Source organism: Glycomyces algeriensis (assembly GCF_027622855.1).
GTDB classification, from domain to species: Bacteria; Actinomycetota; Actinomycetes; order Mycobacteriales; family Micromonosporaceae; genus Glycomyces; species Glycomyces algeriensis.
In genome coordinates this window covers 1-21,558 of record NZ_JAPZVR010000001.1, presented here as the reverse complement: position 1 = coordinate 21,558, position 21,558 = coordinate 1, and the positions used below count along the sequence as shown (strand labels likewise).

Below are 21,558 nucleotides of genomic sequence, written 5' to 3'. Positions count from 1 at the left end.
GAATGCTCGCAGTTCGTTCCCGGGCCGCCCTTGCCGCTGGCAACGCGTCCTACTCCATTCTGAGGACGCGGACATGCCCAGGCCATCCCAGGTTACCGTGCGCGATAACGCCGCGCCAGTCCGGGCCGGGGACTCGTGGTGACAGCCACGCACATTGAAGGCCGGCAAGCGGGCGCCTTGACCCGCTAATGGGCAGCGGCTTCCCACGACTCGCCGAATCCGGCCGAGACGGTGAGCGGCACCGCGAGCTCGGCGGCGTTCGACATCTGCTCGCGCACGAGCGTTTCGAGCGCCTTCGCCTCACCGGGTGCGACTTCGCAGACGAGTTCGTCGTGGACCTGGAGCAGCACGCGCGAGGCGAGCCCGGAGGCCCGCAGCGCGCGGTCGACGCCGAGCATCGCGGTCTTCATGATGTCGGCGGCACTGCCCTGGATCGGCGCGTTGAGCGCGGCCCGCTCGGCCATCTCGCGGCGCTGGCGGTTGTCCGAGGTGAGGTCCGGGAAGTAGCGGCGCCGGCCCATGATCGTCTCGGTGTAACCGGTCTTCCTGGCCTCCTCGACCACCCGGTGCAGGTAGTCGCGGACCTTCCCGAAGCGCGCGAAGTAGTCGTTCGAGAGCTGCTGGGCCTCCTCGGTGGAGACCGCGAGCTGCTGGCTCAGGCCGTACGTGGACAGGCCGTAGGCGAGCCCATAGGACATGGCCTTGATCTTGCGGCGGTGCTCGGCGGTGACGGCCTCGGGCGCGACGGAGAAGACCTTCGCGGCGACGGCGCGGTGGATGTCCTCGCCTGAGACGAACGCGTCGATCAACCCCTCGTCGCCGGTGAGGCTCGCCATGATCCGCATCTCGATCTGGCTGTAGTCGATGGTCATGAGGGACTCGAAGCCCTCGGAGACCACGAACCCGGCACGGATGTTGCGCCCGGCCTCGGAGCGGACCGGGATGTTCTGCAGGTTCGGGTCGGCCGAGGAGAGGCGACCGGTCGCGGCCACGGTCTGGTGGAACGTGGTGTGGATGCGCCCGTCCGTCTGGATGGTCGCGCGCAGGGTGGCGACGATCTGCTTGAGCTTCTCGACGTCGCGGAACCGCAGCAGCTGCTCCAGGAGCGGGTGCTGGTTCTTCGCGTAGAGCTGCTGCAGCGCTTCGGCATTGGTGGTGTAACCGGTCTTAGTGCGCTTGGTCTTCGGCATCTTCAGCTCCTCGAAGAGGATCTCCTGGAGCTGCTTGGGCGAGCCGACGTTGAAGGGGCGGCCCACGATCTCGTGGGCGCGGTCGGTGGCCTCCTTGGACTGCATGGCGAACCCGGACTCGATGTCCGCGAAGTGGCCCTCGTCTGCGGCGATCCCGAGGATCTCCATGCGCGCCAGGACGCCCGCGAGCGGGTACTCCATCTCCTCGGCGAGCCGCGCCTGGTGGCGGTCGGCCAGCCGGGCGGTCTGCTCGGCGGCGAGGTCGCCGATGACCGCGGCGGCGGCGCAGTCGGCTTCGAGCTTCGCCGAATCGTCGTGCATCGCGGCGTCAAGACCCACGAGCGCGCCGTCTGCGGCGGGCGTCTCGGGGGTCTCCAGCTCGCGGCCGAGGAACTGCATGGCGAGATCGCCCAGAGCGTACGAGCGCTGCTCGGGCTTGAGCAGGTACGCACCGAGCACCGTGTCGGCCTTGATCCCCTCGACCTCGGGCCAGCCCGCGGCGTCGGCGCCCCACAGGAACGCCTTCGCGTCGTGCACGACCTTGCCCTTCGCGGGGTCGGCGAGCCAGCCCGCCCAGGTCGTCTCGTCCTCGGCGTCGAGCTGCGAAGGCTCGAACCAGAGCGCCTGGCCGCCTTCGGCCAGCGCGATCGTCTCGAACGAACCGGCGCCGGACGCGAAGGTGCCGGTGAAGGCGATCGCGACGGTGCCTTCACGGGCGCCGAGCCAGGTGGCGAGACCGCCGGGCACCAGCGCGGAGGCCTCGGTCTGGTCGACCTCGGCGGCGGGGACGACTGCGGCACCGACGGCCTTGGAGGCGAGGTTGGCGTTGAGCCGCTCGCCGAGGGCGCGGAACTGGAGGGCGTCGAAGAGGCTGTTGGTCTCGGCGACCGACCAGCCCTGCCACTCCAGGTCGTCGAGGCCCGATTCGAGTTCGAGGTCGCACACGAGGCCGTTGAGGCGGTGGTTGCGCAGGACGTCGTCGAGGTGGCTGCGCAGGTTGTCCCCGGCCTTGCCGGTGATCTCGTCGGCCTTGGCGACCAGGCCGTCGAGGGAGCCGTACTTGACGATCCACTTCGCGGCGGTCTTGGGGCCGACGCCGGGGATGCCGGGGAGGTTGTCGGCCTTCTCCCCCACGAGCGCGGCGAGGTCGCGGTAGCGCTCGGGGGTGACGCCGTACTTGGCCTCGACGGCTTCGGGCGTGTAGCGGGCGAGCTCGGTGACGCCCTTGACCGGGTAGAGCAGGGTCGTGTCGGCGCCGACCAGCTGGATCGCGTCGCGGTCGCCCGAGGAGATGAGGGTGGCGAACCCGGCCTCGCCGGCGCGGGTGGCGAGGGTCGCGATGATGTCGTCGGCCTCGTAGTTCGTCTTGGTGAGCCAGGAGATGCCGAAGGCGTCCAGGAGCTGCTGGATGATCGGGATCTGGCTCTTGAACTCCTGCGGGGTCTCGCCGCGGCCGTCCTTGTAGGCGGCGTACTCGTCGGTGCGGAACGAGTGGCGCGAGAGGTCGAAGGCGACCGCGATGTGGGTCGGCTCCTCGGCCTTGAGCAGGTTGATGAGCATCGACGCGAAACCGTAGACGGCGTTGGTCACCTGGCCGTCGTCGGTGGCGAACTTCTCGGCGGGGAGCGCGAAGAACGCGCGGTATGCCATCGAGTGGCCGTCGATCAGGAGCAGGCGCGATTGCGAAGAAGTCACCCCACGAGCCTATCGAGTGCCTACGACAACTCGGCGGCAAGCGGGGGCCGCGTGGTCCGGGGATGCGAAACGGCCCGCGGACCGGGGTCCGCGGGCCGTGGAGTTCCGGGAGGCCTACTCGGCTTCCTGGGCTTCCTTCTGCTCGGCTTCGGCGATGACGCGCTCGGCGACGGCGCGCATCGAGAGGCGGTGGTCCATCGCGGCACGCTGGATCCAGCGGAAGGCGTCGGGTTCGGGCATGCCGTACTGGGTCATGAGCAGGCCCTTGGCGCGGTCGACGAGCTTGCGGACCTCGAGGCGCTCGGTGAGGTTCGCGACCTCCTTCTCGAGGGCGGTCATCTCGGCGAAGCGGGTGAGGGAGAGCTCGATGGCCGGGACCAGGTCGGACTTCTGGAAGGGCTTCACGAGATAGGCCATGGCGCCGGCGGACGTGGCGCGGCTGATGAGGTCGCGCTGGGAGAAGGCGGTGAGGATCACGACCGGCGCGATGCGCGCGGAGACGATCTTCTCCGCGGCTTGGAGGCCGTCCATGATCGGCATCTGGATGTCGCAGATGACCAGGTCGGGCTGGTGCTCCTCGGCGAGGCGGACGGCGGCTTCACCGTCGGCTGCCTCGGCTACGACCTCATAGCCTTCCTCGGTGAGCATCTCGGCCAGGTCGAGGCGGATGAGCCCCTCGTCTTCGGCGATGAGCACGCGCTTGCGCGGCTCCTCGGCGGCCTTGCTCGTCATGCGGGTCCGTACCTTTCGTGCGCGAATGGACGTAGGGGCGTGCGTCGTTTCAGGCACACCAGGACGCTAGCTTAGCCGCCGCCTCTCGGCCCCGCACGTTCCTATGCCTAGCGTTTCGGACGTTGGAACCGAAACGTGAGCGGCGCGACCCGCCGCGGTCCGACTGGAGGACGGGTTCAAAACCCGTACAGTGTGGGAATCCCACCCTCGCTGCGTTTCCCTTCCCTGCACGAGTGCGGCTCCCGTCCGGGACCGGTTCGCGGTCGCCCGTGTCCCACCGGGTATCATCTACACCGGCTCCGGCGCAATGCTCGAGCCCCGGCCCGGTATTCCAACTGGCAGAGAAGACGGATTCAAAACCCGTACAGTGTGGGTTCGAATCCCACCCGGGCTACTCATACGGAGCTGTAGCTCCGCTACCAGGTCAAACGAGTCAAAGCTCCTTGGCCTTCTCATATCGGCGGTTGCGGTCCGCGTCGCTAGGCTCGCCCCGACGGTGGCCTTGGCCTCGACCTGAGCCACCGCCGGGACGCTTCTCCTAGGCGGATACGAACTGCCACTGCTGGTTGGTGCCGCCGTTGGCGCTCCATTGCACGACCTGCGCGCCGTCGTTGGTCGATGCGCCGGAGACATCGGCCACGAGTCCGCTGTCACGGGCGACGATCGTGTAGTAGCCGTCACCGGTGGGGCGCAGGTACCACAGCTGGTTGGCACCGCCGTTGGCCGACCACTGCTGCAGTTGCAGGCCCGCGGTGCTGCTGCCGGCGTTGACGTCGAGCATCTTTCCGGAGGCGTTGTAGCGCAGGGTGTAGGCGCCCTGGGTGGTGCTGATCGTCCATGTGGGAGTGCCGCTCTGCTGGATCGCCTTGGCGCCGTCGGCGGTGGAGTTGCCGGCGATGGTGAGGGGCTTGCCGCTGTTGCGGTTGACGATGCGGTAGGTGCCGGGTGCGGGTCCGGATTCGGTTCCGCCGATGGTGAAGTACTCGACCGCGTCGGTGAAGAGGGTGCTGCCGGACTTCGCCGTCGTCAGCACCAGGTACACGCGGCTTCCGGTGGCGGGCGCGGTGAAGGACACCGGCTGGGTGGCCCGCGTGCCGAGCGGGATGGTCAGGGTGGTGCTGCCGGACGCGACGACCGTGCCGGTCGGGCTGTCGAGCCGGGCGGTCCAGGTGAAGTCCACTGAGGTGCCGGTGAAGCCGTCGTTGAACACGGTGATGGTGCGGGTGATCGTGGCGTTCCGGGCGTAGTTGGGCACGGCCTGCGGCAGTGGGAAGGTGCCGTTCGCGTCCGAGACGCCGGAGGCCGACCAGTACGGGAGGTCGGCGGCGGCGACCGGGTTGAACGCCGCCTGCACGCGCTGGATCTGCGGGTTGCTCCAGGGGTCTGGGAGGTTGTCCGCGCCGTAGACGGGGCGACCGCCCTCCTCCGGGACGAAGTCTGTGGTCCGCACGCCGGGCACGACGCTGGCCCAGGAGGACAGCAGCGTGTACGGACGCAGGTCGCTGGCGTTCTTGCCGCGCTTGGCCAGGGTCGCCGTGGCGAACCACTCGAAGCCCTGCTTGGTGTTGCACGCCGGCCAGATGTACTCGCCCTCGCCGTCGGGCCGCCCGTTCACGGTCTTCAGGCCCTCCCCGTACCTGCCGAAGCCGTCGACGTAGTGCGGGATCACCGCGAAGTTGGCGTACGTCATCCCGGGATAGCCGTTGAGGTTCCCCTCGACGCCCACCTCGACGATGACCGGCCGGGTGCCGTCGTTGCCGTTCATCGCCGCGTACAGGTCCTTCTCGAACTGCTCGGAATCCTGGCCGCTCTGGTTCGGCTCGTTGGACTGGCTCCAGCGGATGATCGCGGGGTGGTTGCGGTCGCGCAGGACCAGTGCACGGGCGTGGTTGACCATGTTGTCATGTCCGGCGATCCAGTCCTGCTTGCCGGAGGAGCCGCGGATCGCGGTCTCGCCGATGATCATCAGGCCCGTCTCGTCGGCGACGTCCAGCATGTATGGGCTCGGGGGCTCCTGGTGGATGCGCACCACGTTGAAGTTCAGCCGCTGGTAGTTGTCCACCGCCTGCGGCCAGCCGCCGTTGCCGGACGACGGGGGCAGGAAGCCGGGCAGGGTGTCGTACGCGTCGCCCTTGCCGCCGTTGTTGACCCGGTCGTAGTCGGCGCCCTGGAGGTTGTCGCCGCGGAAGTTCACGCGCACGCCGTTGAGGTGGTAGTAGTCGCCGTTCTGGGTTGCCTCCCGGAACCCGAACCGGTACGCGGCGTCGCTGGTGCGCCCGTCATCGGCGACGGCATGCACCGCCAGCCGGTGCAGCTGCGCCCGGTACCCCGACCGGTACGGCACGTTGGGCCACCAGTACGAGGTGCTGTCGAGGTTCCACGCGACCGGCCCGACGGTCACGGTCGCGGTCGAGCGGGCCGCCACGGTGACCGTGCGGCTGGGAAGGTCCGGGTAGCTGAAAGCCGCTCCGTTGTCGGACGACAGTGACCCGGTCAGCGTCACCGACCGGGAGCTGCCCGAGGTGTTCCGCACCGTCACGTCGTAGCTCAACGTCTTGTTCGCCACCGACGTGCGCACGAAGGTGTCGCTGACGTAGACCGCCGGATACACCCGCAGGAACGCGGAGCGGAAGATCCCCTGTGGAATCGCCTCGCACCAGTCGGCGGCGTCGGGCACCAGGTACCGGCCGTTGGACGCCTTCAGCGCTCCGCGGCCCTTCACGCTCACCGTGATCGTGTGCGTGGTGCCGGGCGCCGCGTAAGCGCTGATGTCGAAGTTCGAGGGGGTGAACGCCGTCGCCTGGGTGGCGACCACGCGGCCGTCGACCGACAGGGTCGCCTGGTGGTTGACGGCGCCGAACTCGATCCAGGTCGACTGCGGCTGCCCCGAGTCCGGCACGGTGATGCTGCGCGAGTACACCGCCTCGTTCACGTCCGTGAATCCTTGCTTGTACCAGCCGCCGCCGGGCACGCTGATCGAGGTCGGCCCCCGGCCCGCCGGGGTGAAGCTCCACGTTCCGGCAAGATCGACGGAAGCGAGCGCGCCATTGCCGGCCGCGACGCCGTCGGTCGCGGCCGCCGCGACGGCGGCACCGGCTCCGACCGGTGTCGACGCGTAGATCGCGACGGCAGGGAGGACGGCCGCGGTCTGGAGGAGGCGGCGGCGGGAGAGGTTGGGTTGGTCGGGCCGAGAGGCCATGGGGGGCTCCTTCGTTCGGATCCGGTGGGGCCGTCAGCGTTTTCATCAGACGTAATACATTATACAACTAGATCGAAGATAATCAATGTCCTGATGAACGCTTCGCTCAACGCTCCATTTGGGAGAATTTGATCTTCGCGGGCGGTGATGGCTCGGTACCGGGCCGCCGGCCGTGCCCTCGGGCGGCGCCGAGCCCTCCGATGATTCGCGTTCCGGTTTGCGAGCCCCGCGTTCGGCAAGCGACCCGGACGACCGGGGCCGCGTGGGCTGCGGTCAGCTCGCCAGGCGCCGAGCGAGGAGGGCCTTGCCGTCCTCGGCGCCTCTGCGGCTTGCCGCTTGGGCGCGCTGGAAGAACTCCACCAGTTCATGGTCTCCGGCCTGCTCGGCGTCCGCGATGCAGGTCTCCAGGCGCAGCACGTTGCTCAAACACGCCTCCGCGAACCGGATGATGTTGTAGTCCTTGTCCGCTGTACCCGTCACGCGCCCGGCGTCGCCGCTCGTCACGATGGTTCCCCTCAATGGGCGAAATCGGCTGTCTGGGAGTGGATGCCCGTCCACAGTGCGGGTAACAGATCCCCTGTGGACTGAATTTCCGGGGACTGGGCATTGCCATTGTCGTTGTCCGGGGCGCATGCTGCCGGACCCGTGGGTCCGGCAGCATGCGCGATCACAGGGCTTTGATCTGCAAGGGGAACTTGGTGATCAAGGCCCTTTCGCCCAGGGGCAACCCGGAACCCGAGAGCTCGACTTCTTCATTGAGCTTGTACTGAGCGCGGTCGTCGGGGAATCCCGACGGCTTCCCCGACAACTGGAGCGGGACGCTCACAGCGAGCGCCAGCGTCTCGTCGACGCCGGCGGGCAGGTCGAGTGCGCGCGTGTTCGCGATGGTGATGATGCACTGCAGCGCGATGATGTGGCGGAATCTGGGCGATTCTGCCGAGATGCGGCGCAACCCCGACGCGACGTCTCGCCTTCCGGCGCGCTGATCGAGATCGACCGTGACGGTGACGCCTTCGCGGTCCCCTGTGGAGACGAGGTGGAACTCCTTGATCCTGGTCCGCACCGCGGCCGGGTCGTTCTGGTTCGCCTCGATCTCGAACGCGGCCCTGCCCTGGAGCGGACCGGTGCGGATCTTGCGGCCCGCCACGACCACCTCGAGGCCCTTCGAGAGCACTTCGACCTCGGCCGTCGCGCCTGGTGCCGGGAGCTTCGGAACGACCCGCTCCGTGCGCCGGGCGGCCACGGCGACCCCCGCGACCGCCAGGCCTACGACTGCACCGGCGGCCACGCCGGTCGTCACGCGGCGCACCGTTTTCTCGCGCCGTTTCTTTCGGGTGTTGATGATGGTCATCGGCTGCTGTGCCTCCTTTGGAATCGGAAAAATGACTCCCTGAGGCTAAGTCGTGACAACGGAGATATCACCCGAACGCGTGAAATCCGCTGGTTCGAAGATCCCGGCGACCAGTTCCGCCGCCGCTCGGGTCAGCGGCCGGGGGAAATCTCGCCGCTGCCCCGCATGATCAGAGTGGTGCCCACGACGATGCGCTGTGAAGCGGAGCGGTCGCCGTCGAGTCGTTCGAAGACCCGCTCGGCGGCGATGCGGCCGAGGTCGTCGGGGTGCTGGGCGATCACGGTGACGCCCGGTTCGAGGAGGTCGGCGAGTTCGATGTCGTCGAAGCCGACAAGGGCGGTGTCGCGGTGGCGACCTCGTTCGCGCAGTGCGTGCAGCGCCCCGATCGTGATGAGGTTCTGTGCACTGAAGACGGCGGTGGGCGGGTTCGACCCGTCGAGCAGCCGAAGCAGCGCAGCGCATGCGGCGCCTTGGTCGTGGAGGTCCTCGACCACGAGCGATTCGTCGATGGGGACGCCGGCGCGGTCGAGCGCGTCGAGGAAGCCGCGGCGGCGTTCGCGTGCGGTCTGAATGCTGTGGAGGTCGCCCAGGTAGGCGATGCGCCGGTGGCCTTGCGCGAGCAGGTGTTCGGCGGCTCTGGCGGCGCCGCCGGCGTTGTCGCTGACTACGGCGTCGGTCTCGATGCCGGACGGCTCGCGGTCGACGAACACGACAGGCGTGCCGCGTTGCAGTTCCGGCTCGAGGTACGCCTGGTCCGCGCTGGCGACGGTGAGGATGAGGCCGTCGACGCGCCGGCGCAGGAACGCGGCCACCGCTTCCCGTTCGCGTTCGGGGTCGTCGTCGAGGCTGGAGGCGAAGACGGCGACGCCGCGCTCGGCCGCGGCGTCCTCGACCGCGCGGTGGACGGCGCCTGAGAAGGGGTTGTCGACGCTGCCGACGAGGAGCCCGAGCGTGCGGGTGCGGCGGTCGGACCGCCGCAGGTTGCCGGCGTGCAGGTCGGGCTGGTAGTCGAGGGCGCGGGCGGCGTCGAGCACCCGCTGCGTGGTCTCGGGGGTGACGTTCGGTTCGCCGTTGATGACCCGGGAGACGGTCTTGATGCCGACACCGGCGAGTTCCGCGACATGTCGCATGGTGGGCCGGGGCTTACTGCCCGCACTTTGCGCTGACAACGATGTCACGAATCGACCTCCAAAAAACGACTGGGCTTGACGATACACGCCAACATGCTCTAGAACTAGATTTGACATCGTTGTCAACGGGGCAACGATGCCCAACCCTTCAGAGGAGATTCACCGATGAATCGCAGTCGATACGGCGGCCTCCGCCGGACCCTGACGGCCACCAGCGCGCTCACGTTCGGCGCGGCGATCGCGCTGACCGGGTGCAGTGCCGAGGGCGGATCCGGCGAGGACACGGTCGGCGTCTCGCTGATCGTCAAGACCACGACCAATCCCTTCTTCGTGTCCATGCAGGAGGGCGCCGAGGCCGCCGCCGAGGAGATCGGCGTCGAGCTGACCTTCGCCGCGGGCCGCCAGGACGGCGACGAGGACACCCAGATCCAGGCGATCGAGAACGCGATCTCCCGCGGCGACAAGGGCATCCTCATCACGCCGAACGGACCGGGCGTCGAGGACGCGCTGACACGGGCGCGCGATGCCGGCCTGTACGTGATCGCCCTGGACACGCCGCCGTCCGATCCCGAGTCGGTCGACATCACGTTCGCCACCGACAACTTCCTGGCCGGGCAGCGCATCGGCGAGTGGACCGCGGCGCAGCTGGGCGGCGAGCGGGCCGTCATCGCGATGATCGACCTGTTCGACGACAAGGTCGTCTCCGTCGACGTGCAGCGGGACCAGGGCTTCCTGGACGGCATGGGCATCGACCTCGCAGACGCGGAGGTGATCGGGGACGAGGCCGCCACCGGCCAGTACTCCGGCGGCGAATACGAGATCGTCGGACACGAGGCCTCGGACGGGGCCGAGGACGGCGGGCGCACGGCCGCTGAGAACCTGCTGTCGATCAACCCCGACATCAATGTCGTCTACACGATCAACGAGCCGGCCGCGTACGGCGCGTACGAGGCCTTCGATGCGGCCAGCGCCACCGAGGACCTCATCGTGGCGTCGGTCGACGGCGGATGCGCCGGGGTCACCGCGGTGACCGACGGCGTCATCTCCGCGACCAGCCAGCAGTACCCGGTGCGCATGGCCGAGCTCGGCGTCGAGGCGATCCACGCGCTCGCGACGACCGGCGAGGCCCCTGAGGCCTCGGAAGGGCTCGACTTCTTCAACACCGGCGTCGAACTGGTCACCGACCAGCCGCACGAGGGCATCGAGTCGATCACGTCCACTGAGGCCGGCGACGTCTGCTGGGGCTAGGTCCCGGCATTCCTGAAGCATTCGGAGCACACATGAATCAGCATGTCGCCGCAGTTGAGGAGCGCGACCTGGCCGAGGAGTTCCTCGACAGGTCCACGCCCCTCGGCACGGTCCGCAACCTCTTGCACCGCTACCCGGCGATCAGCCCGGCGATCGTCCTGGTCGTCGCCGTCGCCGTGTTCGGCGGCCTCAATGAGCGCTTCCTGGAGCCGTCGAACCTGTCGCTGGTGAGCCAGCAGGTCGCGGTGGTCGGGACGCTCGCCCTGGCCCAGACGCTCATCATCCTCACCGCCGGGATCGACCTGTCGGTCGGCGCGGTCATGGTGCTCGGCTCCATGGTGGTCGCGCAGACCACCGTGCAGAACGGGGTCCCGGCGCCGATCGGGCTCGCGCTCGGCCTGGCCGTCGGGCTCGGTGCCGGTGCGCTGAACGGCTTCCTCGTCACCCGGCTGAAGCTGCCGCCGTTCATCGTCACCCTGGGCTCGCTCAACGTGTTCCTGGCCTTGACGCTGCTGTACTCGGGCGGCGCGACCGTCCGCGGCGGGGACATGCCGGCGCTGCTGACGCTGACCGGTGAGACCTTCACCGTGGGCGGGGTCAACGTCACCATCGGCGTCGTGATGATGCTGGTCCTCTACGTCGCACTGGCGCTGATCCTGCAGGGGACGGCGTGGGGGCGGCACGTGTACGCCGCCGGGGACGACCCCGAGGCCGCGCGCTTGGCGGGCATCAGGGTCCAGCGGGTGCTGGCGAGCGTGTACCTCGCCGCCGGGGCGATCCTCGCGGTCGCCGCGTGGATCCAGATCGGACGGTCCAACGCCGCTTCGCCGAACACCGGCGTCGACTTGAACCTCGACTCGATCACCGCCGTGGTGATCGGCGGGACGAGCCTGTTCGGCGGACGGGGCACGGTCTGGGGGACGCTGCTGGGCGCGCTCATCGTCGGCGTGTTCCGCAACGGGCTCTCCCTCGTCGGCGTGGACGTGCTCTGGCAGACGTTCGCCGTCGGCGTGCTCATCATCGCCGCGGTCTCGATCGACCAATGGATCCGAAAGGCACGGACATGACCACCGACAGCACCGGCTCCGGTGAGCCGATCCTGCAGGCGACCGGCCTGGTCAAGACCTTCGGTCGCGTCGTCGGCCTCGACGGGGTGGACTTGGAGCTCTACCCCGGCGAGGTGCTGGCCGTCATCGGCGACAACGGCGCCGGCAAATCGACCCTGATCAAGTGCCTCACCGGCGCCGAGGTCCCCGACGAGGGCGCGATCCGGCTCGAAGGCCGGCGGGTGCAGTTCAAGCGCCCGCAGGACGCCCGCGCGCACGGGATCGAGACGGTGTACCAGACCCTCGCCGTCTCACCGGCGCTCGACGTCGCCGCCAACCTGTTCCTGGGCCGCGAACTGCGCAAGCCCGGACCACTGGGGTCGGTGCTGCGCGTGATCGACAAGAAGCGGATGCGGCAGCGCGCCAGGGAGGAGCTCGCCGAGCTGGGCATCACGACCCTGCAGGACGTGACGGTCCCCGTCGAGAACCTCTCGGGCGGGCAGCGCCAGGCCGTGGCGGTCGCCCGTGCGGCGGCCTTCGGCTCGAAGGTGGTCGTGCTCGACGAGCCGACCGCGGCCTTGGGGGTGCGCGAATCGCAGCAGGTCCTCGAGATGATCGCGAGCCTGCGCGACCGCGGCGTCCCGGTCATCCTGATCTCGCACAACATGCCGCAGGTCTTCGAGGTCGCCGACCGCATCCACATTCAGCGGCTCGGCAAGCGGGCGGCCACGATCACGCCGCAGAGCCACTCGATGACCGATGCGGTGGCGATCATGACCGGCGCCGTGCAGGAGGACGTGCATTGATCGGCGTCGTCGGCGAGGCACTGATCGACCTGGTGGTCGCCGAATCCGATCCGTCCCGGCCGGTGGCGCATCCGGGCGGCAGCCCGATGAACGTGGCAGTCACCGTGGGGCGCTTGGAATCACCGGTGGCGTTCCTGGGCCGCCTGTCCGGCGACGCGTTCGGCGACCTGCTGCGGAGCCACCTGGCGTCGTCAGGGGTCGACCTGCGGTGGTCGGTGGACGCGAGGGAGCCGACCAGCCTCGCGGTCGTGTCGGTCGCACCCGACGGCGGCGCGGGCTACTCGTTCCACGTCCACCGGACCGCCGACTGGCAGTGGACCCCCGCCGAACTGGCCGCCGCTCCCGGTTTCGAGGCCGTGCACGCCGGTTCGCTCGCTCTGGCGCTCGAACCCGGTGGGCCGGTGGTCGAGGCGTGGCTCGAAGGGCTCAAGGACTCGACCACGATCAGCCTGGACCCCAATGTGCGGCCGGAGCTCCTGGGCGACAGGGACCGGTACCGGGAACGGGTGGACCGCTGGATGGCGTTCGCCGACCTCGTCAAGATCTCTGATGAGGACCTGGAGTGGATCTGGCCCGGCAGTGACCCTGCCGAACTGGCGCGCGGATGGGTCGCCCGGGGACGTCGGCTCGTCGTGGTCACCCGCGGCGGTGACGGTTCACAGGTCTTCGGGAACGGCTACGAGTTCAGTGTGGCGGCTCACCGGGCAACCATTGTGGACACCGTTGGTGCGGGCGACTCCTTCAGCGGCGGCCTGCTGCACTGGCTGGACCGGGTTGACCGGCTCCGGCCCGACCGGCTGGCGAACCTGACCGGCGACGAAGCCCGCGACGCGGTCGAGTTCGCCTCCGCGGTCGCCGCCGCCACCTGCTCCCGCGCCGGGGCGAACCCGCCGCGCCGCAGCGAACTGGCGGTCTCGCCCTCGGATCGAGCCTTCGTCCCCGAGGTATAGCGGCGCGGGCTGCTCCGCATGTTCAGCGATCATGCAGAGCAGCCCGCGCCGCTCTGCTCGGCCGGCGCATTCTTGCGAGCGCCGAGGCAGGATCGGCGCGTGGGGTCGAAAAAGAGTTCTGGTCGAGGCTTGACCCTCAGGCGACCGGAGCCCATAGCGTGGCCGTATGAGTCATCGCGAACTGCTCAGCATCGGCGAGTTCTCCGTCAAGACGGGTCTGTCGATCCCGGCATTGCGCCACTACGACGAGGTCGATCTGCTGCGACCGGCCCGGGTCGATCCCGGCACCGGATACCGGCGCTACCGGCTCGACCAAACCGCGCAGGCGACGCTGATCCGCTCCTTGCGTTCAGTCGACGTGCCCATCGACCAGATACGGACCCTACTGGCCGACCAGAGCGGACAGGACGCCTCGGTGGTGCTGCGCGCGCACCGCGAACGTCTCCTGGAGCGGGCTCATGCCATCCAACGGCTGGCCGAGACCCTCGGCCGACCCTACGAAGAAGGGACCAGCATGCCAATTGCAAAGGAGGACCGGGTGGTTCAGGTGACCGTTCCGGCTCGGGACCTCGATGCGACCGTCCGGTTCTACACCGAGGCGTTCGGCCTCGAGTACGACGCGAGCATCGCCTCGTTCCAGTTCGGCGCGTGGGAGACCGACTCGTTCTTCCTGCTGACGCTCGATGCGTCGGCAGGAGCGGGCGGCCAGTTCGGTCCCGCCATGTTCGGGCTCTACGTCGACGATCTGGACACCGCTCACGCGGCCGCACTCGCCGCGGGAGCCGCACTCGTCCAGCCGCCCTTCGAGACCGACTACGCGCCCCGCCGGTCCGTGGTCGCCGACCCCAGCGGCAACCGCATCTCGCTCACCCAGCGCTGAATCGCGACTTCGGAGGAAGCCTGATCACCTTCCTCCGGAGCACTCTGGACAGCATTGACCAACGGAGAGAAGGAGGGCGCCCGGTGTCATCGGCACGGGGCGCCCCATCCTCTCCGACCTCGAGCACTTCAGCGTCGCCGGACTCCAGGACAAGCTCGCGGCGCTCGACGCCTGAGGGGGCGAGCGCACGAGGACGGATTCGCGCGGCCCGCTCACGGGAGTTCGGCGAGCCGGGCGCGGACCTTGTCGGCGTCGCGGTGGCCGAGGAGTTCGAACAGGCGCAGGGACTCCCGCCAAGTGCGGCGGGCACCGGCGATGTCGCCGATCGCGTACCGGGTCTCGGCCAGGCTCCCGAGCACGAGCGCCTCCCCGCGGGCGCCGCCGATCTCCCGGTACAGGTCCAGGGCGGCACCGAAGTAGGCGAGGGCCCGGTCGTACCCGCCGAGTTGGTGGTGGGCGTAGCCGAGACTGTCCAATGTGGCCGCCTGACTGTGGCGGTCGCCGATCCGCTCCAGGATGGCCAGTGCCTGCTCGCAACGGGCCAGCGCCCGCTCGTGGTCTCCGGCGAGCGAATGGATCCAGCCGGTGGTGTTCAGCGCGCTGGCCTGCCCGGTCAGGTGGTCGGCGGCCCGGTAGAGGGCGAGGGACTCCCGGCCGCTGGCGATCCCCTCGTCGTACCGCTGCTGGCGCATCCAGAGACGGGCCTGGATGAGGTGGACGTGGGCTTCGCCGACGCGGTCGCCCAGCGTTCGGCATTGGGCCCGCGCCGCGTCGAGGAGCGCATGGCCGTCCTCGGTGCGGTCGAGGTGGCTGTAGGCCTCGGCGAGGAGGCGGCTCAGGCGGACTTCGGCCGCGGCGTCGGGGATGCGCCGCGCGGCCTCGATGGCGAGCTCCCACATGGCCGCCTGGTCGTGCCAGGGCCCCAGGTCGAGGTGGTCGCGAAGCGCCCAGGCCAGCTGCCAGCAGTGGACGTCGAGGCCTTGGTCGGCGGCGTGCCTGACTGCAGCGGCGATCGAGGTGCCCTCGGCCGCGAACCAGGCCGACGCCGCGGTGTCGTCCTCGAGCGGCGTGGGCGCGGGGCCGGGTGCGGCGGTGACGGTGATGGGATCGCGGTGCGGGTCGAGGAGCCGGGTCGCCGTGAAGGCGGTGGAGAGGTAGCAGTCCAGCATGCGGCGCGATGCCGCAAGGAGGTCCTCTCGGCCGTCGACCCGGTCGGCCTGCTCGGCGGCATAGGCGCGCAGGAGGTCGTGGAAGGAGTGGCGGCCGGGGACCGGCTCGTCGAGCAGGTTGGCGCGGGTCAGTTCGGCGAGGAGGCGGGCGGTCCGCTGCGGCGGTGCTTCGGCGATGGCGGCGGCTGCGGCGAGGGAGAAGCCGGGCTCGGGGTGGACGCTGAGGAGCCGGAACAGGCGGGCCGCCTCGGCGGTGAGGGCCCGGTAGGACCAGGAGAACACCGCGCGGACGTCGATGGCGGGGTCGCTGTCGGCCAGTGCGTCGAGGCGGTGGTCCGCGTCGGCGAGTTCGGCCGCGATGGCGGCCAGTGGGAAGTCGGGTCGGAACGCGGCGCGCGCGGCGACGATCGCCAGTGCCAGCGGCAGCCCGGCGCATGCGTCGATGATCTGCTGCGCGGCTTCGGGTTCGCGGGCGATCCGGCGCCCCTGGAGGCGGTCGGTCAGGAGGCGCTCGGCTTCACGGGTGGCGAGGGGGTCGAGCCGGATGGCTTGGGCGCCTTGGGTGAGGAGGCCTGTGAGCTGATGGCGGCCGGTGACGAGGACGAGTGTGCCGGGGAAGCCTGGCAGGAGTGGGCGGACCTGCGCGTCGTCGCGGGCGTTGTCGAGGACCAGCAGGAGGCGCTTGTCCGCGAGCAGGCTTCGGTAGAGCGCGGTCTGCGTCTCCAGCGCCGTGGGGATGTCCTCGGGCGGGACGCCCAGCGCGTCGAGGAAGGACCGGACGGCGGCCTCGGGTGCGATGGGCTCGCCGCTCGGGTCGAAGCCGCAGAGGTTGAGGTAGAGCTGGCCGTCGGGGAACCTGTCGGCGGCCTTGTGGGCCCAGTGGATCGCGAGGGCGGTCTTGCCGATGCCGCCGGTGCCGGTGAGCACGCCGACCGTGCCGGGCCGCTCGAGGAGGCCGTCGAGTTCGGCGAGCTGGGCCTCCCGCCCGGTGAAGTGCACGTTCGCTGCGGGAAGCTGCCTGGGCACCGGCCGGACGGGAGCCGGTCTGGGACGGGGTTCGACGGGGGCCTGGTCGGCGGGGCGGTGCTGCAGCTGGGGATCGCCGACCAGGATCCGCTGGTGCAGTTGCTCGATCGGGATCGACGGCCTGATGCCGAGCTCGTCGTCCAAGAGCCGGTACAGGCGCTGGTACGCCTCCAGCGCCTCGCCTTGCCGGCCGTCCCGGTACAGGCTGAGCATCAGCAGCCGCCAGAAGCCCTCGCGCAGCGGGTGCGCCGCGGTCAACGCCTCCAGTTCGGGCACCGCGCCGGCGGATGCGCCCGACTCCAGGGCCGCGCCCAGGTACTGCTCGGTGACCTCCAGCCGCAGCTCGTCGAGGCGTCGGGCCCTGTCGCGCACGGCCGGGACGTCGACGCCGGCGAACGCCGCCATGCCCCGCCACAGGCCCAGTCCCTCTTGGAACGCGGCGATCGCGTTCGCCTGGTCCCCGTCCTGCAAGGACCGCCGTCCTCGGGCCGTGAGCGTCTCGAACCGGTGCACGTCGACTGCGGCGGGCTCGACCTCCAGCAGGTATCCGCCCGTCCTGCCTCGCAGCGCCGCACCGCCGTTGCATTGGTCGAGGTGCTTCCGCAAGCGGTAGGCATATGCCCGCAACGCCGCATGAGCCGCGTTCGGGGGATCGCCGGCCCACAGCTGGTCGATCAGCCAGTCGCGCTCGGCCACGCGGTTCACGTCCAGCAGCAGTAGCGCCAGCAGCGTCCGGGGCTTGGCGGCGAACGCCGCCTCCGGTCGGCCGTCCACTGCGATCTCCACCGGTCCCAGCGCCCGGAACTCCACCGTGCTCGCCGGCATGTCGACTCCCGCTCGTGTGCTGATGGGCAACCCTACGGCCGCAACCCGTTCCGGTGCCACATCGGTGCCATCTTCCTGCCACGCCGCCCCGGCAGGATCGGGAATCGAACGCAACCCTCCCGCTCCGCTCTCGATCTGATCGGGAAAGGAAGACCCCTATGCCGAAAACCGCTGCGAAGCGCCTGAGCGTCAGGGCGATATGCCTTGCGGCCGTCACCTTCGTGACCGTCGCCGTCACGGCAGGCGTCGCCTGGGCCGCCTACACCGACAACATGTACCCCACCCTGAATTGGCGGCCGCCATGCCTCGACGAGGGCAGCACCCCTTCCGGAGGCATGTGCCAGACCGACAACTCGGCCCTCACGTACTACCCGGACGAGTCGGGCGGCAACGCGCTCGAGGCCGCCGACCGCACCGTCGTCCACAACGTTCTCACCAATGTGTACGGTCCGACCGACCTCTCCGTCTCCTACGACTCGACGCCCTCGTACTCCGGGAGCGCGGAGACCGACATCATCTTCGAGGAGAGCTCAGCGGGCATGAGCGCGAGCCTCGACGGCATCACCTTCTGCAACGACAACGCCGACACCCTCCGATGCGACCAGCAGTACATCCGCATCCGCAGCGGCCACTACGGGAAGGGCCTCGTCTGCCATGAGACCGGCCACGCCGTCGGACTGACCCACGGCCAGCAGGCATCGCCGGCGAAACGCAACTCCGACGAGCAGCTCGGGTGCATGGAGACGCCGGTCAGCGACGACGAAGGCCTGCAGGCGAACAACATCGAGAACATCAACGCCACCTACTGAGGAGGACCCATGCGCACTCGTACCCGTATCGCAGCGGCGATCGGCGTGATCGCCGCCGCCTCGGTCACCGGCATCGCCGTCGCGGCCATCGCCACGCCCGCAACAGGACTCGACACGCAAGCAGCAACCGAACCAGGCGTGATGCTCGGCCACGGCAGCGACCACCTCCCGAGCGTGACGGCCGCCGACTGGGTCACGTACGCCGACCACGTCGTCGTCGTCGAAGCGCTGTCGGAGGAGGTGCTCGCGCCGACCGCGGAGGATCTCGAACGCGGCGAGGGCATCATCGGCCGCACCGTCGCGCTCTCGATCGAGGAGGTGCTGTGGTCGAGGGAGGGCGCCGCGGTGGCGGCCCCCGCGACCTGGGAGTACTCGGGCCTGGGATGGCACTTCGACGAAGGGGATGTCACCGACACCGTCGAGATGGCGTTGCACGACCTCCCCCGGGTCGAGGTCGGCCACCGGTACGTCATGGCGATCCGCTGGGAGAAGGCCGTCTGCGACGAGGACGGCGAGTACACCCGCGCCCAGTGGCGCGGACTCGGCGAAGGCTCGGAGATCCCCTACGACGACGACACGATCGGCAACGGCGAATCCGAGGGCACCGTGCAGGACGCCGCGGCCTTCGCGGCGGACGCCGAGGAGGAAGCCGACCAGGGCGTCGAGGAGCTGCTCGCCGGCCAGGATGCCGACGCGATCGTCACCGCGCTGAACAGCGCCGTGCCCGACACCGCGGCGCAGACCGAATTGGCGGCCTTCGACGCCGAGACTTCGTGCGTGTAAGACCCCGCGCGGATGCAGAGCGGCGGGAAGCGATGAGCGCCTCCCGCCGCTCTCCGAAAAGCACACCACTCAAGCGTGCCGAACGCAGCGAAGCTCGGCCCGCCTACAGAACGGACACTCACTTGAGCACCATCACTGATCGACTGCGGCGAAGGGGCAACCGGGCCCTCACGCGTATCGCGGTCCTACTGGCGGCCGCAATGGTCACCGTGTTCGCCCTGCCCTCGTCCGCCATGGCCGAGGCCGACTTCTTCCAGGACTGCCAGTTCGACAACGTGATCTGCACCTTCGGCACGCGGGCAGCGGCCCCGCAGGGACTGCAGTGCGCGACGACGAGCGCCCATACCGGCGCAACGCGGGTCTGCATCGATTACGCCACCGACTCGGTCTACGTCAGGGACGGCGATGCGGACGGCTACGGCGCGGTGGCACGCGTCTGGTCCGACAACGGCGTCGCTTGGCGCTACTGCGCGAACAACCAGGGTGAGGGCTGGTGGGTCAAGTGCGACTTCGACTGGGTCGAAGCGGGCTCGCACGACGTGGTCGGCGGGTACATCATCAACTGGAGCACGAAGCAGACAGTCGGCATGTGGAGCTGGTCCGGCAAATAACGGCGCCGGGTCAAGGCGGTGTCCGCCTTCGAGATCGCAGGGGACCGCATCACCCGCGTGCGGGCCGTCCTCAACCCCGAGAAGCTCCGATCGTGGACGACGGACCGACCTGCCGATTGAGGCGCCGTCTTCCGGTGCGCTCCGCTGGGCGGCGGTCGCAGGGGCGGTGCAGACTGCATGCGGGAAGAGCGGGCCCGGGCGGGCCGCTCAGGATCGCGAAGGCCGGCGGCGCGACCGCCGCGGGCAAGGGGGCAACGGCATGGCTGACAACGAGACCGACGTCGAACGGATCCGGCGGCGGCTGCAGGACCTCGAGGTGCGGGTCCACACCCTGGAGTCGATCGCGATCCGCTCGCTCTCGTTCGTGGCGGCCTGCCTCCTGGCGCTGGGCAGCGCGCTGCCCGTGTTCACCGACGGGCGGTCGTTCGACCCGATGACGGTGCGGCTGCTGACCGCGCCGTTCGCGGTCTTGGGCGCTCTCGGCGAGGACGCGGACGAGCAGGTCTTCGGGGCCGTGATGGGCCTGGTCTTCCTGGTGCTGCTGGCCTGCGTCCTCACCGCGGTCGGCATCTGCCTCGCCCAGTGGCGCCGCTGGGGCGGTCCGGGCCTGGTCCTGACCGCCCAGGTCGTCGCCGTGCTGCTGCTGGTCGGCATGCTGGCGCCGGTCCTGCTCACGTTCGGCGCGTCGAACCCCGAACTGGACGACACTCCCGGCCCTGCGGTCTGGTACTTCGTGCCGGGAGTGATCCTCTTCGCCGCCATGGCCTTCAACGGGAATCTGCGCCGGCTCTGGTCCGGCGAGGAGTGACCGTCGCCCGGGTCGGGCTCCGGCCTCGCACTCCCCGCCTGGCGGCGTCCTAGTCGGGCCGGAAACGGTTCGTGGCCGCCAGTACAGCCTCGATCGTGGTGTCTCCGGAGAGCCCGTGGCCCTCGTCGCCGACCAGGACCAGTTCGGCGTCCGTCCAGACCTGCGCCAGCTTCCAGGCGATGTCCGCGGGCCCGCTGATGTCCATGCGGCCGTGGACCATCACGCCGGGGATGCCGGCGAGCTTCCCGGCGTCGCGCAGGAGCGCGCCGTCCTCCAGGAAGGCGGCGTTCGCCCAGTAGTGCGTGACGAGGCGGGCGAACCGCATCCGGAAGCGCGGGTCCTCGAATTCGGGATTGGGCCGGTGGCCGGGGGCGGTGGACACGTGGACGTCCTCCCAGCGGCACCATTCCAGGGCCGCCCGCTCCCTCACGGCGGGGTCGGGATCGGCGAGCATCCGGGCGTAGGCCTGCGCCAGGTCGCCGTCGCGTTCGGACTCCGGCACGACACCGCTGAAGCGGGCCCATGCCTCGGGGAAGACCCGCCCCATGTCCCGGGTGATCCACTCCACCTCGCGGCGGGTGGTGTTGGTGACGCTGAACAGGACCAGCTCCGACACGCGCGCGGCGTGCTGCTCGGCGTACGCCAACGCGAGTGTGACGCCCCACGAGCCGCCCAGCACCAGCCATCGGTCGATGCCGAGATGCTCGCGCAGCAGCTCGATGTCGGCGATGAGGTGCGCGGTGGTGTTGGCGGCCAGAGAGGTCCGGGGGTCGGCGGCGTCAGGGGTGCTGCGCGCGCAACCGCGCTGGTCCAGGAGCACGATGCGGTAGGCCGCGGGGTCGAACAGCTTCCGCCAGAACGGCCCGGCGCCGGACCCCGGGCCGCCGTGCAGGACCAGCGCGGGCTTGCCCGCGGGGTTCCCGCTGGTCTCCCAGTAGACGTGGTTGCCGTCGCCGACGGCGAGCATGCCGTGTTCGTACGGTTCGATGGGGGGATAGAGCGCCGTCATGCGGGGCCTCCTCGATTTATAACAGCGCTGTTAGATTATCAGCAGGTGCGATTCGGCGGGGACGCCACTCGCATCGCCGGGCCGCTTGTGTTGAACTCCCGCAGGGAAATCGGATAGACCTGTCCCCATGGCCACCCGCTCCGCACCGCTCGAGACCGCCAGCGCGCACCCACCGGTGCCGCGGCGCGTGCTCGTCGCCTTGTGCGCCACCCAGATCACCAGCTGGGGCGTGCTCTTCTACGCCCTCCCGGTCCTGCTCGGCGACATCACCGCCGACACCGGCTGGTCGAC

General features: G+C 69.8%; 17 protein-coding genes, 1 tRNA gene and 1 pseudogene. 11 read left to right on the top strand and 8 right to left on the bottom strand.

Annotated features, from left to right (window positions below):
• Nucleotides 1-185: 185 nt before the first annotated feature.
• Together polA and O2L52_RS00085 are read right to left on the bottom strand one after the other, a co-directional pair.
• Nucleotides 186-2,885 carry a DNA polymerase I gene (polA, locus tag O2L52_RS00090; protein ID WP_270113240.1) on the bottom strand — a complete coding sequence of 900 codons (2,700 nt, stop codon included), beginning with the start codon at nucleotides 2,883-2,885 and terminating at the stop codon, nucleotides 186-188.
• A gap of 114 nt (nucleotides 2,886-2,999) precedes the next feature.
• Nucleotides 3,000-3,617: an ANTAR domain-containing response regulator gene (locus O2L52_RS00085; RefSeq protein WP_270113239.1), complete on the bottom strand. Its 618-nt coding sequence runs from the start codon at nucleotides 3,615-3,617 to the stop codon at nucleotides 3,000-3,002.
• A gap of 320 nt (nucleotides 3,618-3,937) precedes the next feature.
• Between O2L52_RS00085 and O2L52_RS00080 the strand changes: the two genes are divergently transcribed.
• Nucleotides 3,938-4,011: transfer RNA gene (locus tag O2L52_RS00080), tRNA-Leu, on the top strand.
• A gap of 144 nt (nucleotides 4,012-4,155) precedes the next feature.
• Here O2L52_RS00080 and O2L52_RS00075 read toward each other — a convergent pair.
• From O2L52_RS00075 to O2L52_RS00060, 4 genes are all read right to left on the bottom strand, one after another.
• The gene (locus O2L52_RS00075; protein WP_270113238.1) at nucleotides 4,156-6,816 is read right to left on the bottom strand and encodes an RICIN domain-containing protein; all 2,661 of its coding nucleotides are present in this window, start codon (nucleotides 6,814-6,816) and stop codon (nucleotides 4,156-4,158) included.
• A 273-nt stretch (nucleotides 6,817-7,089) separates the two neighbouring features.
• Nucleotides 7,090-7,320, bottom strand: coding sequence for a hypothetical protein (locus tag O2L52_RS00070; RefSeq protein ID WP_270113237.1), 231 nt, complete (start codon nucleotides 7,318-7,320; stop codon nucleotides 7,090-7,092).
• A gap of 163 nt (nucleotides 7,321-7,483) precedes the next feature.
• On the bottom strand, nucleotides 7,484-8,167 hold the full coding sequence (locus O2L52_RS00065) for a hypothetical protein (protein ID WP_270113236.1): 684 nt from the start codon (nucleotides 8,165-8,167) through the stop codon (nucleotides 7,484-7,486).
• A gap of 131 nt (nucleotides 8,168-8,298) precedes the next feature.
• Entirely contained in the window at nucleotides 8,299-9,297 is a 999-nt protein-coding gene (locus tag O2L52_RS00060) for a LacI family DNA-binding transcriptional regulator (RefSeq protein ID WP_270113235.1), read from the bottom strand.
• Between the two features lie 165 nt (nucleotides 9,298-9,462).
• Between O2L52_RS00060 and O2L52_RS00055 the strand changes: the two genes are divergently transcribed.
• The 5 genes from O2L52_RS00055 to O2L52_RS00035 all read left to right on the top strand — a co-directional run bounded on the left by O2L52_RS00055 (nucleotide 9,463) and on the right by O2L52_RS00035 (nucleotide 14,227).
• The gene (locus O2L52_RS00055) at nucleotides 9,463-10,545 is read left to right on the top strand and encodes a substrate-binding domain-containing protein (RefSeq protein WP_270113234.1); all 1,083 of its coding nucleotides are present in this window, start codon (nucleotides 9,463-9,465) and stop codon (nucleotides 10,543-10,545) included.
• Nucleotides 10,546-10,577: 32 nt separating this feature from the next.
• Nucleotides 10,578-11,612, top strand: a complete 1,035-nt coding sequence (locus O2L52_RS00050; protein ID WP_270113233.1) for an ABC transporter permease — start codon at nucleotides 10,578-10,580, stop codon at nucleotides 11,610-11,612.
• Nucleotides 11,609-12,397, top strand: coding sequence for an ATP-binding cassette domain-containing protein (locus tag O2L52_RS00045; protein ID WP_270113232.1), 789 nt, complete (start codon nucleotides 11,609-11,611; stop codon nucleotides 12,395-12,397). Before O2L52_RS00050 ends, O2L52_RS00045 begins: the two co-directional genes overlap by 4 nt.
• Entirely contained in the window at nucleotides 12,394-13,347 is a 954-nt protein-coding gene (locus tag O2L52_RS00040) for a carbohydrate kinase family protein (RefSeq protein ID WP_270113231.1), read from the top strand. Before O2L52_RS00045 ends, O2L52_RS00040 begins: the two co-directional genes overlap by 4 nt.
• 166 nt (nucleotides 13,348-13,513) lie before the next feature.
• A complete protein-coding gene (locus O2L52_RS00035; protein WP_270113230.1) occupies nucleotides 13,514-14,227 on the top strand; it encodes a MerR family transcriptional regulator in 714 nt (237 codons plus the stop codon).
• Between the two features lie 212 nt (nucleotides 14,228-14,439).
• Here the strand turns inward: O2L52_RS00035 and O2L52_RS00030 are convergent, their stop codons facing one another.
• A complete protein-coding gene (locus O2L52_RS00030) occupies nucleotides 14,440-17,247 on the bottom strand; it encodes an AfsR/SARP family transcriptional regulator (protein ID WP_270113229.1) in 2,808 nt (935 codons plus the stop codon).
• Between the two features lie 158 nt (nucleotides 17,248-17,405).
• Between O2L52_RS00030 and O2L52_RS00025 the strand changes: the two genes are divergently transcribed.
• From O2L52_RS00025 to O2L52_RS00010, 4 genes are all read left to right on the top strand, one after another.
• The gene (locus tag O2L52_RS00025; RefSeq protein WP_270113228.1) at nucleotides 17,406-18,056 is read left to right on the top strand and encodes a hypothetical protein; all 651 of its coding nucleotides are present in this window, start codon (nucleotides 17,406-17,408) and stop codon (nucleotides 18,054-18,056) included.
• 9 nt (nucleotides 18,057-18,065) lie between these two features.
• Complete coding sequence (locus tag O2L52_RS00020) at nucleotides 18,066-18,839, top strand: hypothetical protein (RefSeq protein WP_270113227.1); 774 nt, start codon at nucleotides 18,066-18,068, stop codon at nucleotides 18,837-18,839.
• 122 nt (nucleotides 18,840-18,961) lie between these two features.
• Nucleotides 18,962-19,450, top strand: coding sequence for a hypothetical protein (locus O2L52_RS00015; RefSeq protein WP_270113226.1), 489 nt, complete (start codon nucleotides 18,962-18,964; stop codon nucleotides 19,448-19,450).
• Nucleotides 19,451-19,709: 259 nt separating this feature from the next.
• The gene (locus O2L52_RS00010) at nucleotides 19,710-20,258 is read left to right on the top strand and encodes a hypothetical protein (RefSeq protein WP_270113225.1); all 549 of its coding nucleotides are present in this window, start codon (nucleotides 19,710-19,712) and stop codon (nucleotides 20,256-20,258) included.
• Nucleotides 20,259-20,307: 49 nt separating this feature from the next.
• Here the strand turns inward: O2L52_RS00010 and pip are convergent, their stop codons facing one another.
• Complete coding sequence (gene pip / locus O2L52_RS00005; RefSeq protein WP_270113224.1) at nucleotides 20,308-21,267, bottom strand: prolyl aminopeptidase; 960 nt, start codon at nucleotides 21,265-21,267, stop codon at nucleotides 20,308-20,310.
• 127 nt (nucleotides 21,268-21,394) lie between these two features.
• Between pip and O2L52_RS25345 the strand changes: the two are divergent.
• Nucleotides 21,395-21,558: pseudogene (locus tag O2L52_RS25345) on the top strand (MFS transporter); the annotation flags it as partial.

Coding starts and splice junctions, on each gene's coding strand:
- O2L52_RS00085 (WP_270113239.1), bottom strand. CDS start 3,617: ATGACGAGCAAGGCCGCCGAGGAGCCGCGCAAGCGCGTGCTCATCGCC.
- O2L52_RS00075 (WP_270113238.1), bottom strand. CDS start 6,816: ATGGCCTCTCGGCCCGACCAACCCAACCTCTCCCGCCGCCGCCTCCTC.
- O2L52_RS00065 (WP_270113236.1), bottom strand. CDS start 8,167: ATGACCATCATCAACACCCGAAAGAAACGGCGCGAGAAAACGGTGCGC.
- O2L52_RS00060 (WP_270113235.1), bottom strand. CDS start 9,297: ATGCGACATGTCGCGGAACTCGCCGGTGTCGGCATCAAGACCGTCTCC.
- O2L52_RS00055 (WP_270113234.1), top strand. CDS start 9,463: ATGAATCGCAGTCGATACGGCGGCCTCCGCCGGACCCTGACGGCCACC.
- O2L52_RS00050 (WP_270113233.1), top strand. CDS start 10,578: ATGAATCAGCATGTCGCCGCAGTTGAGGAGCGCGACCTGGCCGAGGAG.
- O2L52_RS00045 (WP_270113232.1), top strand. CDS start 11,609: ATGACCACCGACAGCACCGGCTCCGGTGAGCCGATCCTGCAGGCGACC.
- O2L52_RS00035 (WP_270113230.1), top strand. CDS start 13,514: ATGAGTCATCGCGAACTGCTCAGCATCGGCGAGTTCTCCGTCAAGACG.
- O2L52_RS00030 (WP_270113229.1), bottom strand. CDS start 17,247: ATGCCGGCGAGCACGGTGGAGTTCCGGGCGCTGGGACCGGTGGAGATC.
- O2L52_RS00025 (WP_270113228.1), top strand. CDS start 17,406: ATGCCGAAAACCGCTGCGAAGCGCCTGAGCGTCAGGGCGATATGCCTT.
- O2L52_RS00020 (WP_270113227.1), top strand. CDS start 18,066: ATGCGCACTCGTACCCGTATCGCAGCGGCGATCGGCGTGATCGCCGCC.
- O2L52_RS00010 (WP_270113225.1), top strand. CDS start 19,710: ATGGCTGACAACGAGACCGACGTCGAACGGATCCGGCGGCGGCTGCAG.
- pip (WP_270113224.1), bottom strand. CDS start 21,267: ATGACGGCGCTCTATCCCCCCATCGAACCGTACGAACACGGCATGCTC.